This is a genomic window from Sutterella wadsworthensis 2_1_59BFAA, assembly GCF_000297775.1.
GTDB classification, from domain to species: Bacteria; Pseudomonadota; Gammaproteobacteria; order Burkholderiales; family Burkholderiaceae_F; genus Sutterella; species Sutterella wadsworthensis_A.
Map to the genome: position 1 here is coordinate 103,417 of NZ_JH815514.1, position 17,361 is coordinate 120,777.

15 protein-coding genes are annotated in these 17,361 nt (G+C 64.0%); 4 read left to right on the plus strand and 11 right to left on the minus strand.

Going from position 1 to position 17,361, the window contains the following annotated elements; all coding sequences use genetic code 11:
• Positions 1–7: 7 nt before the first annotated feature.
• Together HMPREF9465_RS02575 and HMPREF9465_RS02580 are read right to left on the minus strand one after the other, a co-directional pair.
• Positions 8–715 carry a nucleotidyltransferase family protein gene (locus HMPREF9465_RS02575; RefSeq protein WP_005433819.1) on the minus strand — a complete coding sequence of 236 codons (708 nt, stop codon included), beginning with the start codon at positions 713–715 and terminating at the stop codon, positions 8–10.
• Positions 716–720: 5 nt separating this feature from the next.
• Positions 721–1,740 carry an aminoglycoside phosphotransferase family protein gene (locus HMPREF9465_RS02580; protein WP_005433820.1) on the minus strand — a complete coding sequence of 340 codons (1,020 nt, stop codon included), beginning with the start codon at positions 1,738–1,740 and terminating at the stop codon, positions 721–723.
• A gap of 156 nt (positions 1,741–1,896) precedes the next feature.
• Between HMPREF9465_RS02580 and HMPREF9465_RS02585 the strand changes: the two genes are divergently transcribed.
• Genes HMPREF9465_RS02585 through rsmA form a run of 4 tightly spaced genes read left to right on the plus strand, consistent with a single transcriptional unit; the run spans position 1,897 to position 7,339 of the window.
• Positions 1,897–4,212 carry an LPS-assembly protein LptD gene (locus HMPREF9465_RS02585; RefSeq protein WP_005433822.1) on the plus strand — a complete coding sequence of 772 codons (2,316 nt, stop codon included), beginning with the start codon at positions 1,897–1,899 and terminating at the stop codon, positions 4,210–4,212.
• Positions 4,205–5,563: a peptidylprolyl isomerase gene (locus tag HMPREF9465_RS02590; RefSeq protein WP_005433824.1), complete on the plus strand. Its 1,359-nt coding sequence runs from the start codon at positions 4,205–4,207 to the stop codon at positions 5,561–5,563. The genes HMPREF9465_RS02585 and HMPREF9465_RS02590 overlap by 8 nt, the downstream gene beginning before the upstream one ends.
• Positions 5,564–5,571: 8 nt before the next feature.
• Positions 5,572–6,543, plus strand: coding sequence for a 4-hydroxythreonine-4-phosphate dehydrogenase PdxA (gene pdxA / locus HMPREF9465_RS02595; protein WP_005433826.1), 972 nt, complete (start codon positions 5,572–5,574; stop codon positions 6,541–6,543).
• Positions 6,524–7,339 (plus strand): 16S rRNA (adenine(1518)-N(6)/adenine(1519)-N(6))-dimethyltransferase RsmA, encoded by an 816-nt coding sequence (rsmA, locus tag HMPREF9465_RS02600; protein ID WP_005433828.1) that lies wholly within the window; start codon positions 6,524–6,526, stop codon positions 7,337–7,339. The genes pdxA and rsmA overlap by 20 nt, the downstream gene beginning before the upstream one ends.
• 3 nt (positions 7,340–7,342) lie before the next feature.
• On the opposite strand, the gene HMPREF9465_RS12170 is transcribed toward rsmA, so the two are convergent.
• The 9 genes from HMPREF9465_RS12170 to miaB all read right to left on the minus strand — a co-directional run bounded on the left by HMPREF9465_RS12170 (position 7,343) and on the right by miaB (position 17,360).
• A complete protein-coding gene (locus tag HMPREF9465_RS12170) occupies positions 7,343–8,173 on the minus strand; it encodes a M48 family metallopeptidase (RefSeq protein ID WP_005433829.1) in 831 nt (276 codons plus the stop codon).
• Complete coding sequence (locus HMPREF9465_RS02610) at positions 8,148–8,870, minus strand: lysophospholipid acyltransferase family protein (RefSeq protein ID WP_005433831.1); 723 nt, start codon at positions 8,868–8,870, stop codon at positions 8,148–8,150. The genes HMPREF9465_RS12170 and HMPREF9465_RS02610 overlap by 26 nt, the downstream gene beginning before the upstream one ends.
• Positions 8,871–8,982: 112 nt before the next feature.
• Positions 8,983–11,073 (minus strand): glycine--tRNA ligase subunit beta, encoded by a 2,091-nt coding sequence (gene glyS / locus HMPREF9465_RS02615; protein ID WP_005433833.1) that lies wholly within the window; start codon positions 11,071–11,073, stop codon positions 8,983–8,985.
• A gap of 23 nt (positions 11,074–11,096) precedes the next feature.
• Positions 11,097–12,005: a glycine--tRNA ligase subunit alpha gene (glyQ, locus tag HMPREF9465_RS02620; RefSeq protein WP_005433835.1), complete on the minus strand. Its 909-nt coding sequence runs from the start codon at positions 12,003–12,005 to the stop codon at positions 11,097–11,099.
• A gap of 92 nt (positions 12,006–12,097) precedes the next feature.
• A complete protein-coding gene (gene lnt, locus HMPREF9465_RS02625; RefSeq protein ID WP_005433842.1) occupies positions 12,098–13,651 on the minus strand; it encodes an apolipoprotein N-acyltransferase in 1,554 nt (517 codons plus the stop codon).
• 1 nt (position 13,652) lies between these two features.
• Positions 13,653–14,462: an HlyC/CorC family transporter gene (locus HMPREF9465_RS02630; protein WP_231289329.1), complete on the minus strand. Its 810-nt coding sequence runs from the start codon at positions 14,460–14,462 to the stop codon at positions 13,653–13,655.
• A gap of 69 nt (positions 14,463–14,531) precedes the next feature.
• Positions 14,532–14,993 carry an rRNA maturation RNase YbeY gene (gene ybeY, locus HMPREF9465_RS02635; protein ID WP_005433848.1) on the minus strand — a complete coding sequence of 154 codons (462 nt, stop codon included), beginning with the start codon at positions 14,991–14,993 and terminating at the stop codon, positions 14,532–14,534.
• Positions 14,990–16,021: a PhoH family protein gene (locus HMPREF9465_RS02640; protein WP_005433849.1), complete on the minus strand. Its 1,032-nt coding sequence runs from the start codon at positions 16,019–16,021 to the stop codon at positions 14,990–14,992. Before HMPREF9465_RS02640 ends, ybeY begins: the two co-directional genes overlap by 4 nt.
• A 10-nt stretch (positions 16,022–16,031) precedes the next feature.
• Positions 16,032–17,360, minus strand: a complete 1,329-nt coding sequence (gene miaB, locus HMPREF9465_RS02645) for a tRNA (N6-isopentenyl adenosine(37)-C2)-methylthiotransferase MiaB (RefSeq protein WP_005433850.1) — start codon at positions 17,358–17,360, stop codon at positions 16,032–16,034.
• Position 17,361 lies beyond the last annotated feature (1 nt).

A 17,361-nucleotide genomic window follows, 5' to 3' on the forward strand; every position in this document is an offset into this window, starting at 1 on the left:
CGTGCCCTCACTTTTCCATTTGGTTTCGAATTCGCGCCTCGGCAAGCGCGAGCTCGCGCACATCGCCCACGTTGAACCACATGCCCTCGTACACCTCGCCCGTGACGCGTCCCGCCTCGCAGAACTGCCAGAGCCACGGGAAGAGCTTTGCACGAACAGGCTCGACGCCCTCGAAGAGCGACGTCCCGTAGACGCCGAGACTCGAGAACGTGTGCGTCCTCGGCTCCCTTCGGACGAGTCCCAGCTCATCCAGCGTCATGTCGCCGTCGGCATGGTAGGAGGGATTGGGCGCAAGCACGAGGTGCGCAACTGCGTCCGAGCCCGCGAGAGCGCGGCCCGCACGCACAAGGCGCGAGTAGTCGAAGTCGGTCACGATGTCACCCGCGACGACGATGAATGCGCCGTCGCCGTCATCGAGCATCGGAAGCGCCTTCGCGATTCCGCCGAGCGTCTCGAGGGCTTCGCCCGCCGTGCGGCCCTCGACTGAATAGCGCAGGCGCACGCCCCAGGCGGAGCCGTCTCCAAGCGTCTCCACGATCCTGTCGCCGAGATGCGCGACGTTGAGGACGATCTCCTCGACGCCCGCCTTCCTGAGTGCAAGAATCTGGCGAACGGCCATGGGCGTCCCCGCCACCTCGACGAGGGGCTTGGGCGTCGTGAGCGTGACGGGCTGCATGCGGCGGCCTTCCCCCGCCGCGAGGATCAGAGCGCGCATGACCGTCAGAAGGTGTAGCCGAAGGACGTTTCGGAGCCCTCGAGGTCGTCGATGAGGTGCGTGAGCGGCGAGAGTTGGATGTAGCGGCGGGCCGTCTTGCGCACGTACTGGATGAAGCGCGGCGTGTCCTCAAGGTACTTGGGCTTGCCGTCGCGGTAGTTGAGGCGGGCGAAGATGCCGAGCACCTTCAGATGGCGCTGCACGCCCATGAACTCGACGTCGCGGTAGAAGTTGCCGAAGTCGGCGGGCACGGGGATGTCCGCCTTGCGGGCCTTCTCCCAATAGCGGATCGTGGTGTCGAGCACGAAGCTCTCGTCCCAGGAGATGAAGGCGTCGCGCAGGAGCGAGGCGATGTCGTAGCTGAGCGGACCGTAGAGCGCGTCCTGGAAGTCGAGGATGCCGGGCATCGGATCGGAGACCATCAGGTTGCGCGGCATGAAGTCGCGGTGCACGAAGACGAGGGCCTCGCGGCAGTTGGTGTCGAGAATGGCCTCGGTGGTCATCCTCCACCACTTCTGCTGCTCCTCGGTCCACTCGACGCCGCGGTGGCGGCCCACGTACCAGGTCGGGAAGAGCTCGAGCTCGCGCTGCAGGACCTCGCGGCTGTAGGCGGGAAGCACGTTCGGGCGGGAGATCTTCTGCCACGCGACGAGCGCCGTGGTGGCACGGTCCATGAGTTCGCGGGCGTTGTCCTCGTTGAGGACGTCAAGATAGGTCTCCCTGCCGAGGTCGGAGAGCAGCATGAAGCGATGGTCCGTGTCGGCTTCGAAGATTTCGGGGGCGTTGAGGCCCGCCTCGTTCCTCAGCAGGCCGTCGACCTTGATGAAGGAAGCGAAGCTCTCGGGCGTCTCGCCCTCGGCATTCATGGCGATGAAGCTGCGGCCGTCGGCGGCGGCAATGCGGTGATAGGACCTGAAGCCAGCGTCCGCGCCTGCACGGCTTACCGTCGTCAGATCGAGCTGATATTTCGGGGAAATGCTCTGGAGCCACTGCCCGAAGGCGGAGGCGGCCGCGCTGTTCGTCATGTTTTCGTCGTCCTCTAGTGCCGAAGGATCTGAAGCCCGCAGGGATTTTATGGACTGCGCGGCGCCCCTCGGGAATGACGGGGCTTTATAATCCTTCAATTGTCTTGACGTCATTTTATAGGCCTGCCCACAGGCTGTCACTCTCACCGTTTTTTCATGTCATTCCCGCGTCCCCGACAGACCGCGATCAGCGTAAGCATCGCGCTGGCCGCCATGGCCTACACCTCCATTGCGCCGGCCGCTCAGACAGGCAGCGTGGTGTCCCTCGAATCCGTGACGACGCTCGATCCGTCCCGCGCAACGCCCGACTCGGACGCCGCGAGCTTCGTGTCCGCCGACCGCATCGAAGGCAACCCCGAAGACCAGCTCCACCTTTACGGCAACGCGGAGATCCGCCGCGCCGGCACCGTCCTCAAGGGCGACCGAATCACCTACACGCAGGAAACCGACGAAGTCGAGGCCGTTGGCAACGCGCGCATCTCGCGCCAGGGCGCCTCCTTCTCGGGTCCGTCCATGCGCTTCAAGATCTCGCCGCGCACGGGCGACATGTCGGACGCCGAATACGAATATGCGCCGCGCAACATCCGCGGCTGCGCGAAGAACATCCGCTTCATCTCGGGTGAATCGACCGTCTTTGACGACGCCAAGGTCACGACCTGCAAGCGCGACGACGAAGCCTGGTTCATCAAGATGAACGAGCTCGAGATCGACGAGTACGACCAGACGGCAACGGGCACGAACGCCTCGCTGCACTTCATGGGCGTGCCCGTCTTCGGCTCCCCGTGGTTCTCCTTCCCCGTGAGCCGTGAGCGCCGCTCCGGCTTCCTCGTGCCGACCTTCGGCATGAGCTCGACCCGCGGCCTCGACCTCGCGGTCCCGTACTACTTCAACATCGCGCCCAACTACGACCTTACGCTGACGCCCCGTCTGATGACCAAGCGCGGCGTCATGCTCGACACCGAGGCCAGGTTCCTCTACAACAACTTCGAGACGACAGTCGACTACGCGCTGATGCCCGACGACAAGGAGATGGACGACAGCCGTTCGAGCCTGCACGTCGACATGAGCTGGCGCCGCGACAAGCTGAGCGCCTTCGTCGACTACAACCGCGTCTCCGACGATGACTTCATCAGCGACTTCTCGAGCAACGTCCGAGAGTCCTCCGAAACCGTCCTGCCGCAGGAATACGCCCTTCGCTACGACGAGACGTACTGGAACACGTCGATCAACGTCAAGAAGAACCAGGCGCTCACCTTCGACCACATCGACTACTACAAGCCGTACGAACGCGTGCCCCAGATCACCTTCAACGGCTACAACGGCGACTTCTACGGCTTCGAGGTCGGCACGACCATCGAGGCGACGAGGTTCGAGCATCCGACGTTCACGACGGGCGACCGCTTCGTCTTCGAGCAGACGGTCTCCTATCCGATGCGCGGCGCGGGCTGGTTCGTCGTGCCCAAAGGCACCTTCCTCGGCACCTGGTACCAGCTCGAGAACCTGGACCGCGACGGGGGCCGCTTCACCAACAAGGATCCGCACCGCACGACGCCGATGTTCAGCCTTGACGCCGGCCTCGTCTTCGACCGCGACGCCGTCTGGTTCAACCGCGAGGCGTACCAGACGCTCGAGCCGCGCGTCTACTACGCGTACGTGCCGTACCGCAATCAGGATGACCTGCCCGTCTTCGACACGACGATCGCCGACCTGAACTTTGCAACGCTCTTCTCGGAGAACATCTTCTCCGGCTACGACCGCGTGAGCGAGGCCAACCAGCTGACGAGCGTGCTCACCACCCGCTACATCGACAAGACGAGCGGCCTCGAGCTCTTCAAGGCCAGCGTGGGCCAGCGCAACTACTTCTCGGACCAGCGCGTCAACTTCTACACGCCGGGCGACACCCAGATGCGCGAAAGCCCGCTTCGCACCGACGTTCGCAGCGACCTGCTCGCGAGCGTGGGCGCGCGTCTGACGCGCTCGATCACGTCGGACGTGAGCGGCCAGTACTCCTCGGCGATGAGCCGCTGGGTGAAGGCCAAGGCAGGCGTCAGGTGGCAGCCGCGCCCGATGTCCCTCGTCGGCCTCTACTACCGCTACAACTACTCGTCCGAGCGCGACTACACGGACTATCAGAACGACTACATCAAGCAGATCGACCTGGCGGTCCAGTGGCCGATCACGAACCGTCTGTTCGGCCTCTTCCGCTACAACTACTCGCTCCTGCAGGACAAGCCCATCGAGATGATCGGCGGCGTCGAGTACCTGCACGACTGCTGGACGCTTCGTTTTGCCGCACAGCGCTACACGACGACGTCCAACAACGACGAGACCAACTTCTTCTTACAACTCGAGCTCAACGGCTTGGGTAGTATTGGCACAAGCCCGCTTTCTGAACTCCAGAGGAACATCAAGGGTTATCAGACCACCACCCGTGTTCCCGACAAGATTGGACAGTACGATTACTATGAATAAGCTCAAGACCATTGCCGTGCTGACGATGAGCATGGCCGCCCTCAGCACCGCCTTCGCCGCCGAGCAGGCCGTTACCGAATCTGCGCAGGCGGCTCCCGTCGTCCAGCCTCAGGCCGGCAACGTCGAACTCGACCGCATCGTGGCGGTCGTCAACAACGACGTCATCACGGACCGCGAGCTTCAGGAGCGCACGCACGTCGTCGCCATCAACCTGCGCCGCCAGAACATCCAGCTCCCGCCGATGGAGCAGCTCCGCGCCCAGGTGCTTGAACGCCTGATCTTCGAACGCGCCATCAAGCAGCGCGCCCGCGAAACCGGCATCCGCATCGACGACCAGATGGTCAACGCCTCCATCGAGCAGATCGCCCGTCAGAACAACCTGTCGGTCGACCAGCTCCGTCAGCGTCTGATGGCCGACGGCGTCTCCTTCTCCTCCTTCCGCGAGGAGATCCGCGACGAAATCACGACGCAGCGCCTGCGCGAACGCGAGGTCGACGCCAAGATCCAGATTCCCGAAAGTGAAATCGACGCCTACCTCGCCGAGCAGGCCGGCTTCACGACGGGCAACACGACGGAATTCCACATCCAGCACATCCTGATCCCGATCGACCATCCCGACAACACCGAAAAGCTCAAGAAGCATGCCGAGGAGATCGCCGAGCGCGCCCGCGCAGGCGAGGACTTCGCCATGCTCGCCGCCACCTACTCGCGCGCCTCCGACGCGCTGCAGGGCGGTGACATCGGCTGGCGCAACCTGCAGTCGCTGCCCAACGTCATGGCCGACGTGCTCAAGGAATCCCCCAGGAAAGGCGTCTACATCATCAAGGGCAAGGACTCCTGGGACGTCATGCGCGTCTCCGACACCCGTGACGGCGTTCAGTTCAAGCTCGCCGGCGGCCCGGTCGAACAGACCCACGCCCGCCACATCCTGATGCTCGTGAGCGACATCACGCCCGAAGGCGAGGTGATCCACCGCCTCAACGACATCAAGCGCCGCATCGACGCGGGCGAGTCCGACTTCGCCACGATGGCTCGCCTGCACTCGGTCGACAACAGCGCGACCCGCGGCGGCGACCTCGGCTGGCTCCAGCCCGGCGACACCGTGCCCGAATTCGAAAAGGCCATGAACTCGCTCAAGCCCAACGAGGTCTCCGAACCGATCAAGTCCCAGTTCGGCTACCACCTCATCCAGGTGATCGAGCGCCGCATGGAAAAGAACGGCAATCCGCAGCGCATGCGCATCGCCGCCCGACAGCAGCTTCGCGAGAAGAAGCTCGGCGAGGCCGTCTACAACTGGCAGCGCGAGCTCCGCGACCGCGCCTACGTTGAAATCCGTGACAGCCACTACTGAGGCGAACCATGACTGAACTCCGGTCCGTTGCCGTCACGACCGGCGAGCCCGCCGGCATTGGACCGGAAGTCTCGCTCAAGGCCGCAGCCGCCGTGTCCGACCCGATCCTCCTGATCGGCGACCGCACGCTGCTTGAAGCCGAGGCCCGCCGCCTCGGCATCGCCTGGCCCCTGCCCGCGCACGTCTCCATCCGTCACGTGCAGCTTCGGGCGCCTGCCGAACCCGGCAGGCTTGACACCCGCAACTCGGCCTACGTGCTCGACATCCTGCGCGCAGCTCATGAAGGCGCCGCCGCAGGCGAATGGAGCGCCGTCGTCACGGCGCCCGTTCAGAAAAGCATCATCATCGAGTCCGGTGTGCCCTTCACAGGCCACACCGAGTTCTTCCAGGATCTCTGCGGCGTCAGGCGCGTCGTCATGATGCTCACGTCGAACGCCCGCACGGACGCGATGAAGGTGGCCCTCGCCACCACTCACCTGCCGATCGCCAGGCTTTCCGAGGCCATCACGGGCGAGCTGCTCGACGAGGTGCTCGACACGCTCAACACGGCGCTCGCACGCGACTACGGTCTGGCCGAGCCCCGCATCCTCGTCACGGGCCTCAACCCGCACGCAGGTGAAAACGGCCACATGGGCCACGAGGAAATCAACACGATCACGCCCGCTCTGGAAAGAGCGCGCAGCCGCGGCATTCACGCCGACGGTCCCGTGCCCGCCGACACGGCCTTCGTGCCCGGCCACTGGGACCGCTACGACGCCGTGCTCTGCATGTACCATGATCAGGGACTTCCCGTCCTCAAGCACGTGGGCTTCGCCGAGGGCGTCAACGTGACGCTCGGGCTTCCCTACATCAGGACCTCGGTCGACCACGGCACTGCGCTCGACATCGCAGGACAGGGCAAGGCGGACGACACGAGCATGATCTCCGCCCTCCGATTAGCACACTTTTTATCGAAGAACCGTGAAACAAGAATGGCTTGAAGGGCACAAGGCCCGCAAACGCTTCGGTCAGAACTTCCTTCATGACCGCCACTGGATCGAGCGCATCGTGCGCGGCATCGACCCGAAGCCGGGCGACGCTCTCATTGAAATCGGCCCGGGCCAGGCCGCGCTCACGCGCGAAGTCATCGCCTGCGCAGGCCACGAAGCCGCCGTCGAGATCGACCGCGACCTCGCCCAGTTTCTGCGCGAGCAGTTCTCCCCCGAGGAGCTCACGCTCATCGAGGCCGACGCCCTGAAACTCGACTGGACGACCGTCCTTGAGGGCCGCCGCCTGCGCATCATCGGCAACCTGCCCTACAACATCTCCTCGCCGCTCCTCTTCGCGCTCATGAGCGCTGCGGACCGCGTCATCGACCAGCACTTCATGCTCCAGCGTGAAGTGGTCGACCGCATGGTCGCCGAACCCGGCAGCAAGACTTACGGCCGTCTGAGCGTGATGCTCCAGTACCGCTACGTCATGCACAAGCTCTTCGACGTGCCGCCCGGCGCCTTCGTGCCGCCGCCCAAGGTCACGTCCTCGATCGTGCGCATGGTGCCGCGCCCCGTCGAGTCGCTTCCCGAAGTCGACATGGAGATCTTCTCCCAAGTGGTCGCGCTCGCCTTCCAGCAGCGCCGCAAGACGCTGCGCAACGCGCTCTCCACCCTCATGGATGACGCCGCGATCAAACGCGCGGGCGTCAATCCCGCCGCACGCGCCGAAACGCTCGACGTGGCGGCCTTCGTGCGACTGGCACGCGAGGCGGCCAATCTGCCGCATCACGCCGACGCCGTCTGAGCCTCACTGCCCGACCTCCTCCAGTTCGGGCAGCACCTTCGCCGCGTTGAGTTTGGCGAGCTGTACCCGCCAGTCCGGGCAGAGCCTCTCCACCTCCTTCCAGAAGGCCTTCGAGTGATTGAAATGCTCGAGATGCGCAAGCTCGTGCGCGATCACGTAGGAGGCGACCGCATCATCAAGGAAGATCAGCCTCCAGGAGAGTCTGATCGTATTCCTCGTCGTACAGCATCCCCATCTCATCCTCGCGCTTGAGAGACTCCACGACGCGGGCCAGTGGCGCGCACTGCCGCGATAGGCCTCCATCAGGTCGCCCAGCACCGTTTTGGCCTGCGCCTTGAAAAGGGCTAGCAACGCCCTGTCGACCTCCTTCCTCGAGCATGTCTGCGGCAGCGCCAGACGAATGACGGCGTCGTCTCCCGTCACGTCGACGTACGAAGTCTTCGCCGTCGCGTCGACCGCAACGGCCGTCTTCCTACCACGGTAGAGAATGTACCCGCTGCCGCCTGCAATGCAGTACGCAGCGTCCAGAACTGCATGCGTCTGCGCCCGCATCCACCTGACGTACTCCCTCTTCTGAAGAATGATTTCATCGCACCGCTGAAGAACGAATTCATCGCTCAGCATCTGCGGACCGGCATAGCGGTACGGAACCGTCACCACGGGCTTGTCCTGCCTGCCATCGTAGCTCAGGATGACGCGGGTCCTGTGGCGTCGGGAGGGCTGGAACAGATATTCGATGCGCTCGCCGTCTTCCGCCGTCACGGCCCTCTGGTGCGACGTCAATCGAAGAGACAGCCCCCTGCCGGCTTCAGGCATCAATTCGTTCAAGCTCATCTTCAATCCATTTTTCGACTTCGGCCGTCACCTCATGCGGATCCCTGCCCTTCGTCTCGATGACGGGGCCGACGCTCACGGTGATCGTGCCGGGTTGCTTGGCGATGGAGTTCTTGGGCCAGCAGTGGCCTGCATTGTGGCAGACGGGCACGATGGGCGTCCCGCTCTGGCATGCGAAGCGGGCGCCGCCCGTCTTGTAGCGCACGCGCTCTCCCGGCGGCACGCGGGTGCCTTCGGGGAAGAGACTGATCCAGAAGCCCTCGCGGAGCTTCACGGGGCCCTTCTTCATGAAGGCCTCGAAGGCGGAGCGGCCCTTGCTGCGGTCGATCGCCAGCATGTCCATGGCGCAGACCACCCAGCCGAGGACCGGAATCCAGTTGATCGAGCGCTTGTAGATGAAGCAGGCGGGCGCGGGAAGATAGGCGCCGAGCCAGAACGGATCCCAGGCGGACTGGTGCTTCATCAGCACGACCGCCTGCGTGTCGGCGGGCGGAAGGTTCTCCATGCCCTTCATCTCGAGCCTGATGCCGCAGATGACGCGAAGCAGTGCGAGCACGAACTTCGCCCACGGACGGCAGATGGCCTCATAGCGCCACTTCACGCTCGCAAAGGGCGTCGTGCAGAGCACGCAGACCGCAAGGACCAGAATCGAAAAGCTCAGGACGATGTAGAAGAGCCAGCCTCGAAGAAGATTCATGTTGGAATGTCCGGCCTGCAGAGCCGGATAAAAAAAAGGATCCAAAACGAAATCATACCGTTTTGGATCCCTGTTGAACGGCCCTCGAAAGGGCCGTTTCGGCGCACGTCGCTTACTTGGCGAGGCGGGCGATTTCAGCAACCTTGTTCATGACGTCGTAGAGGCGCTTCAGAAGGGCCTGACGCGTGGCGCGCAGGGCCGGATCCTCGGCGTTGACCATGACGTTGTCGAAGAAGCTGTCGACCGGGCCGCGAAGAACGGCAAGTGTCGCGAGCATCTGCTCGTATTCGCCGGCGGCGAAGTGCTGAAGGGCCTTGGGTTCGACGTCGTTGATGGCGGCGAAGAGCTGCTTTTCAGCGTCTTCGGCAAGAAGGGCCTCGTTGACGACCGTCGGGACTTCGCCCTCGATCTTCTTGAGGATGTTGCCGATGCGCTTGTTGGCGGCGGTCAGGGCTTCGGCTTCCGGCAGCGCCATGAAGGCGCGGACGGCGGCGAGGCGCTTCGGAAGCTCGTCGAGCTTTTCCGGATTCAGGGCGAGGACGGCGTCCACTTCGAGCGTGGTGTAGCCGGCATCGCGGAGCATGACGCGCAGGCGGTCCTGGAAGAACTGGCGAAGCTCTTCACGGTGGTCCGTCACGCCCGGAACAGCCTTTTCAGCCTCCCAGGCGGCATCGATCAGCGTGTTGAGGCTGACAGGCAGGGCCTTTTCGATGAGCATGCGCAACACGCCGAGGGCGTGGCGGCGAAGCGCGAACGGGTCCTTTTCGCCGGTCGGCATCTGGCCGATGCCGAAGAGGCCGATCAGGGTCTCCATCTTGTCGGCGAGGGCCGTGGCGAGGCTCACCGGGGTGGACGGCAGGGCGTCGCCGGCGTAGCGCGGCTGGTAGTGCTCGCGGATGGCAAGCGCCACTTCCTCTGCTTCGCCGTCATACTTGGCGTAGTACTCGCCCATGATGCCCTGGAGTTCGGGGAACTCGCCGACCATCAGCGTGCGGAGGTCGGCCTTGGCGAGCATGGCGGCGCGTTCGGCCTTGGCGCGGTCGGCGCCGATCAGGTCGGCGAAGAGGCCGGCCATCGTCTTGACGCGGAGCATGCGTTCGGCCTGGCTGCCGAGCTTGTTGTGGTAGACGACGTGCTTGAGGCCGTCAACGCGGGTCTCAAGCTTTTCCTGACGGTCCTGATCGTAGAAGAACTTGGCGTCGGCAAGACGGGCGCGCACGACGCGGGCATTGCCCGAAGAGATGGCGGCGCCGCCGTCCTTGGCCTCAAGCTGGGAGACGAGGAGGAAGCGGTTCATCAGGCGGCCTTCGGCGTCGCGAAGCGCGAAGTACTTCTGGTTGAGCTGCATCGTGAGGATGAGGCACTCTTCCGGAACGGCGAGGAACTCTTCTTCGAACGAGCTTTCATAGATGATCGGCCATTCGGTCAGGGCGGTCACTTCGTTGAGAAGGTCTTCCGGCATGATGACCGTGCCGCCGATCTGGGCGGCGCGCTCCGTGAGGAGCTTGCGAAGGAGTTCGCGGCGCTCGGCGTAGCAGGGCATGACCTTGGCGGCCTTGAGCTCGGCGTCATAGGCGTCGGCGCAGGAGAGCGTGACCGGTTCCGTCGTGTGGAAGCGGTGGCCGCGCGTGATGCGGCCTGCGTTGAGACCGAAGAGCTTGACCGGAACGATCTGTTCGCCGTAGAGGGCGGTGAGATGCTTGACCGGACGGACGAAGGCGACCGTCGTCTCGCCGTCGGCGAGCTGGTAGGTCATGACCTTCGGAATCGGGAGGTTCTTGACGGCGGCATCGAGAGCGGTCTGGAGGCCTTCGGCGAGCACGATGCCCGGACGGACGCCTTCAAAGACGAGCTGTTCATTCTTGCCGTCGTTGACGCGCTTGAGCTCGGCGACGTCGCACGTGATGCCCAGGGCGTTCATCTTCTTGACGAGAGCCGGCGTGGCGGAGCCGTCGGCGGCAAGGCCGACGCGCACCGGGACGAGCTTCTGCGTGAAGGCTTCGTCGGGGCTCTTTTCAAGCACGTTCGAGATGTGCACGGCGAGGCGGCGCGGAGAGCCGTAGGCCGTGGTGACGGATCCTTCGGCGAGGAAGCCGCGGTTCCTAAGATGCTGTTCGACGCCGGCGGCGAAAGCTTCGGAAAGCTTTTCGAGGGCCTTCGGCGGGAGTTCTTCGGTTTGCAGTTCAACGAGCAAATTCGTCATTTTCTTCTTTTCCTCCACTCGCATTATTCCGCGGACTTGGCGAGCATCGGGAAGCCCAGACGTTCACGGGAATCGTAGTAGCTCTGGGCCACAGAGCGGGAGATGTTGCGAATGCGGGCGATGTAGGCGGCGCGTTCGGTCACGGAGATGGCGCCGTGGGCGTCAAGCAGATTGAAGGTGTGGCCGGCCTTGAGCACCATTTCGTAGGCGGGCAGGGCCAGGTTCAGGTCCATCAGGCGCTTGGCTTCGCTTTCGAAGTAGTCGAACTGCTTGAGAAGCTTCTCGCAGTCGCTGGCCTCGAAGTTGTAGACGGACTGTTCGACTTCGTTCTGATGGAAGACGTCGCCGTAGGTGAGCTTGCGTTCCGTGCCGTCCGGATCGGTCCACGTCGTGAAGACGAGGTCGAAGACGTTGTCGCAGTTCTGCAGATACATCGTCAGGCGCTCGAGACCGTACGTGATTTCGCCGGTGATCGGCTTGCATTCAAGGCCGCCCACCTGCTGGAAGTACGTGAACTGCGTCACTTCCATGCCGTTCATCCAGATTTCCCAGCCGAGACCCCAGGCGCCGAGCGTCGGGTTTTCCCAGTTGTCCTCGACGAAGCGGATGTCGTTGATTTCCGTGTCGATGCCGAGCGCGCGAAGGCTGCCCAGATAGAGGTCGACGATGTTCGTCGGAGCCGGCTTCAGCACGACCTGGAACTGGTGGTGCTGGTGGAGGCGGTTCGGATTTTCACCATAGCGGGCGTCCTTCGGACGACGCGAGGGCTGAACGTAGGCGGCACGCCAGGGTTCCGGCCCCAGAGCCCGCAGAAAGGTCGCAGTATGGGACGTGCCGGCACCGACTTCCAAGTCGATCGGTTGCAGCAAAGCACAGCCCTGGCGGTTCCAATATTCCTGCAGGCGCAGGATTACTTCCTGAAAGGTAATCATTCTCTATGCCGCCGATTCTTGTCGGCGCCTGTTGATTCAAAAAATGAGGGAGCCCTCCCTTTCCTGACGGAAACGGGAGCTCAAAGATTTAATTATAAGCCCTTTACCTTGCCCGCTCGGATTCTGGCTGTCCCTAAGCGGACGAGCACGGCGCAGAGCGCCAGAACGAGCGATGCGAGCAGCGCGGGCCAGCTGCCGAGCCTCACATAGGGCGTGGGCGAGCCCGTGGCGCCCAGAAGCGGCATGGTCGCGGCATCGGGACCATCGGTCCTGAGCATGGCCGCGATCTCGCCCTTCGAATTGACGAGGGCGCTCATGCCCGTGTTGCTCACGCTCACCAGCGGCCTTGCGCTTTCCATCGCGCGCATGCGGCTCATCGTGAGGTGCTGTCCGAGCACGGAGCGTCCGAACCAGCCGAGGTTGGACGTCACGATGAGGAAGTCGGGCGAGCGGGACTGCCAGAAGGTGCGGACCACGCTGCCGTAGAGGTTTTCGTAGCAGATGAGAATGCCCGCATCGGCCCCTCCGAGCGACAGGAGCGGCTGCACGGCGTCGCCCCGCATCAGGTCCGACATCGGAATGCCGATCATCTCGACGAACCAGTGGAAGCCTGCAGGCACGTATTCGCCGAAGGGCACGAGCTCACGCTTGTCGAGCCTGTAGGCGATCTGCCCCTCGTCCAGAACGAAGGAGGTGTTGAAGAAGCGCGGACCGTCCTTGCGGAAGCCGTTGAAGAGCACCCTTGCCTCGGTCTTCTCCTGAAGGAGCACGAGCCTGCCTGCCGCCTCCCTGCCGAGACGGCTCACGGGCACGTTCACGATGCCCTCGGGCGTCAGCAGCAGTCGGGGCCTGTCGGATGCGGGCCACGGCTTGAAGGCGGCGGGAAAGAGCGCCTCGATGCGCTGTGCGGGATTGGCGCGCGTATAGGCGTCGACCACGGGCAGCGCGGGCTGAATGATGCGCACGTCCACCGTGGAGGACGGCTCCGACCAGGCGTGCTGTCGGGAGACCTGCCCCGTGCCAGCAATGAGCGCTGCACCGATGACGGGCACCGCAAGCCAGGCAAGGCGACAGCTGAGCGCGACGGCGACGAGCGCCGCGAAGAGAAGCTGTGCGAGCGTGACCGCGTAGATGCCGCCCAGCGGGGCCCAGCCCGCAAGCGGCGTGTCGATGACGGCGTACCCCGGCATGAGCCAGCCGAAATTGGCGAGCGCGTCGCCCCTGAGCCATTCCGCAAGGGTCCAGACGCCTGCGAGCGCGGGCAGCTCGGTGGCGAGCCTTCCGCCGCCGATTTTCTTCGCAATCCAGCAGGCGAAGGCGGGAAAGAGAGAAAGGACGGCGCCCAGTACAAAAAGCGCAAGCGCCGCAACGGCCCAGGGCAGGCGCCCGTAGACCGCAATGGAGTTCATCGTCCAGGAGAGTCCCGGCACGAACCAGCCGAGTCCGAAGAGAAAACCCACGAGCGCGGCTCGGGCGGGCGTCGGACGCGCCGCGAAGACGAGGAAGAAGCCGACGAGCGCGATGAGCGACATCCACTGCCAGCCAAGCGGATCAAACCCCGTGCCAAAGAGAAGCCCCATGCCCAAGGCGCCGAGCGCGCCCGCCGCTTCGGGCCGGCGCTCCCACCAGTGCGACGCCTCGCTCACGCTACTTGATCCTCTCGACGCTCAGCAGACGAGCCTGACGGTCGTCGCCGCCGAGGATGCGGAAGCGGAAGCCGTTCTCCTCGATGGTCTCGCCCGTGTGCGGCACATGCTCGAAGCGGTCGGTCACGAGACCACCGATCGTTTCGCAGTACTGGTCCTCGAGGTTCGACTTGAAGTAGTCGTTGAACTGCTCGATTGGCGTGATGGCCTTGACGCGCCAGCGGCCCTCGCCGTCGGCGACGATGTTGCTACCCTCTTCGTCATGGTCGAACTCGTCGGAAATCTCGCCCACGATCTGCTCGAGCACGTCCTCGATGGTGATGAGGCCGGAGATGCTGCCGAACTCGTCAATGACGAGGGCCAGATGGCTTCGGGTCTCCTTGAAGTCTCGCAACAGCACGTTGATCGGCTGCGTTTCCGGAATGAAGCGGGCGGGACGCAGAAGCGTCTTCGGATCAACCGCGGGATTCATAAGCACCTGCAGCAGGTCCTTGGCGTGCAGGATGCCGAGCACGTTGTCCAGATCGTCCTCGACGGCGGGCAGACGGGAGTGCCCCGAGGCAATGAGGGCGGGAAGCCAGACTTCGCGCGGCTCCGAGAAGTCGACGGCCTGCACCTGGGAGCGGGGCACCATCAGGTCGCCCGCCCTGATTTCGGAAACGGCCATCGCGCCCTCCATCATGGAGAACACTTCGTCGTCGATCACATTGCGGCGGCGGGCCTCGCCGAGCACTTCGAGCACGTCGGCCCGGTCGTTGAGCTCTTCTTCGTGGAAGACGGAGGTAAGACGGTCAAGAAAAGTACGGCCCAAGGTCGGACTGGGAGGTTCAGAGGAACTGGACATATTTGCCGGAACAGCTTGTTTTCAACTTGGTCAGAGTCAGTCGTGCACCATGCCGATGCGGTCGCTGTAGGGATTGGGGAACTTGAGGGAGAGCATGAGCTCGGTTTCGCGAGCCTCCATGACCTCAGCCTCTTCCTGCGTAACATGATCATACCCGTGGGCATGCAGAACCGCATGGATGAGCAGGTGTGCGAGATGCGCGCGGAACTCCTTGTTCTGCTCCGCTGCCTCACGTTCGACGACGGGCACGCAGATCGCCACGTCGGCGGTCACCTCGGGCTCGGTCGTGTAGTTGAACGTCAGAACGTTCGTCGCGTAGTCACGGTGGCGGTACGAGTGGTTGAGCTCGTAGCCTTCCTCCTGGTCGACGAAGCGGACCGTCATCATCGTCGGAAGCTCGCAGGCGCGCGTCATCCAGCGAATCATCACGGAGCGCGAAGGCAGCTGCGGGAAAGCGGCCGCGTTCTGGAACGAAAACTTCACTGCAGGTTCGCTCATTCTTTCACCTCTTTTCTGGCCTTGGCCGCAAGCTCATCCTGCTTGGCGGCCTCTTCATAAGCGTCGACGATTCGCGCGACGAGCGGATGGCGCACCACGTCCTTGGACGTGAAACGCGTGATCTCGATGCCGCGCACGCCGTCAAGAATGCGGATCGCATGCTTCAGGCCGCTCGGAACGCCCTTCGGAAGGTCGATCTGCGTCACGTCGCCCGTGATCACAGCCTTGGAACCAAAGCCGATGCGAGTGAGAAACATCTTCATCTGCTCGGGCGTCGTGTTCTGGGCCTCGTCAAGGATGACGAACGCATTGTTGAGTGTGCGGCCTCGCATGTAGGCGAGCGGCGCCACCTCGATCGACTGGCGCTCCATGAGGCGCTGTGACTTCTCGAAGCCCATCAGATCGAAGAGCGCGTCGTAGAGCGGACGCAGGTACGGATCGACCTTCTGCGTCAGGTCGCCGGGCAGGAAGCCGAGACGCTCGCCCGCCTCGACGGCGGGGCGCGTGAGCACGATGCGCTCGACGGTGCCGCGCTCGAAGGCGTCGACGGCCGCGGCGACGGCGAGGAAGGTCTTGCCCGTGCCGGCGGGACCGACGCCGAAGCTGATGTCGTGCCCCATGATGGCCTTGAGGTAAAGGCGCTGGTTGGGCGTGCGGCCCTGGAGGTCGCGGCGGCGGACCTTGAGGTCGACGTCGTCGACGGCGCCCTCGGGATCGGACGCGGCGCCGCTGCGGTACTCGTCGTCATGTCCGACGAAGTGCCACTGGATGTCGTCGACGCTCAGCTCCTCGCCCGTGCTCTTGACGCGGGTCATCAGGGCTGCGAGCGCCGTCACGGCGCGGCGGGCGGCCTCAAGCTCGCCCGTCACGCGGAAGACGTCTCCGCGGCGGCTGACGCGCACGTTGAGGATCGTCTCGATCTGCCTCAGGTTTTCGTCAAGCGGGCCGCAAAGCGCGGAAAGCTCGGCGTTTCCCGCATCTGCGGAGTAGCGCAGCGTTTCGGGCTGCACGGTCTTTTCACTAGCCATAGGTCGGTAGTCAGTCCAGAAGTTGTCCGCCAAGCGAATGCGGATACACATCCGTCACTTTAACACGCACCATCGTGTCCACAAGCGAAAGCGGTCCCTCGAAGTTCACGATGCGGTTGTTGTCCGTGCGGGCCATGAGGAAGCCCTCGCCCTTGCGCGCGGGGCCGAGCACGAGCACGCGCTGCTCGGTGCCGAGCATGCTCTCGCTGATGCGGGTCGCGTTCGCGTCGATCGTCGCCTGCAGGCGCTGCAGGCGCGCAAGCTTCACGTCATAGGGCGTGTCGTCGGGAAGACGGGCGGCGGGCGTGCCGGGACGCGGGCTGTAGATGAAGGAGAAGCTGGCGTCGAAGCCCACTTCCTCGACGAGCTTCATCGTGTCCTCGAAGTCCTCGGCGGTTTCACCGGGGAAGCCCACGATGAAGTCGGTCGCGATCGAGATGTCGGGACGAAGCTCTCGGAGCTTCCTCGTGATCTCGACGTACTCGGCGGCGGTGTAGCCGCGCTTCATGGCGGCGAGCACGCGGTCGGAGCCCGCCTGCACGGGCAGGTGCACGTGGTTGACGAGCTTGGGCAGGCGGCCGTAGGCGTCGATGATGCGCTGGGAGAATTCACGCGGATGGCTCGTCGTGTAGCGGATGCGCTCGATGCCGTCGATTTCGGAGACGTAGTCAAGCAGCAGGGCGAAGTCCGCAATCGAGCCGTCGGGCATCTTGCCGCGATAGGCGTTCACGTTCTGGCCGAGAAGCGTCACTTCCCTGACGCCCTGATCGGCAAGCTGGGCGACCTCCATGAGGACGTCCACCATCGGGCGCGAGATCTCCTCGCCGCGGGTGTAGGGCACCACGCAGTAGGAGCAGTACTTCGAGCAGCCTTCCATGATCGAGACGAAGGCGGCGGCGCCATGCGCCTTCGGGGCGGGCAGATGATCGAACTTCTCGATTTCGGGGAAGCTCACGTCGACCTGGGGACGGCCCGTCTCAACGCGGGCGCGAAGCATGTCGGGCAGACGATGCAGGGTCTGCGGTCCGAAGACCACGTCAACGCAGGGCGCGCGGCGGATGACGTTTTCGCCCTCCTGGCTCGCGACGCAGCCGCCCACGGCGATCAGCATGCCGGGACGCGTCTTCTTGACTTCGCGGATGCGGCCGAGGTCGGAGAAAGTCTTCTCCTGAGCCTTTTCACGAATGGAGCAGGTGTTGACGACGACCAGGTCGGCCTCCTCAAGCACGTCGGTGCGTTCATAGCCCATTTCGGCGTTGAGAAGGTCGGCGATGCGACCGCTGTCGTAGTCGTTCATTTGGCAGCCGAAGCTGCGCAGATAGAGTTTCTTCGCTTGCACG

Coding starts and splice junctions, on each gene's coding strand:
- HMPREF9465_RS02585 (WP_005433822.1), top strand. CDS start 1,897: ATGTCATTCCCGCGTCCCCGACAGACCGCGATCAGCGTAAGCATCGCG.
- HMPREF9465_RS02610 (WP_005433831.1), bottom strand. CDS start 8,870: ATGAATCTTCTTCGAGGCTGGCTCTTCTACATCGTCCTGAGCTTTTCG.
- HMPREF9465_RS02640 (WP_005433849.1), bottom strand. CDS start 16,021: ATGGCTAGTGAAAAGACCGTGCAGCCCGAAACGCTGCGCTACTCCGCA.
- HMPREF9465_RS02590 (WP_005433824.1), top strand. CDS start 4,205: ATGAATAAGCTCAAGACCATTGCCGTGCTGACGATGAGCATGGCCGCC.
- HMPREF9465_RS02575 (WP_005433819.1), bottom strand. CDS start 715: ATGCGCGCTCTGATCCTCGCGGCGGGGGAAGGCCGCCGCATGCAGCCC.
- ybeY (WP_005433848.1), bottom strand. CDS start 14,993: ATGAGCGAACCTGCAGTGAAGTTTTCGTTCCAGAACGCGGCCGCTTTC.
- HMPREF9465_RS02580 (WP_005433820.1), bottom strand. CDS start 1,740: ATGACGAACAGCGCGGCCGCCTCCGCCTTCGGGCAGTGGCTCCAGAGC.
- glyS (WP_005433833.1), bottom strand. CDS start 11,073: ATGACGAATTTGCTCGTTGAACTGCAAACCGAAGAACTCCCGCCGAAG.
- glyQ (WP_005433835.1), bottom strand. CDS start 12,005: ATGATTACCTTTCAGGAAGTAATCCTGCGCCTGCAGGAATATTGGAAC.
- pdxA (WP_005433826.1), top strand. CDS start 5,572: ATGACTGAACTCCGGTCCGTTGCCGTCACGACCGGCGAGCCCGCCGGC.
- HMPREF9465_RS12170 (WP_005433829.1), bottom strand. CDS start 8,173: ATGAGCTTGAACGAATTGATGCCTGAAGCCGGCAGGGGGCTGTCTCTT.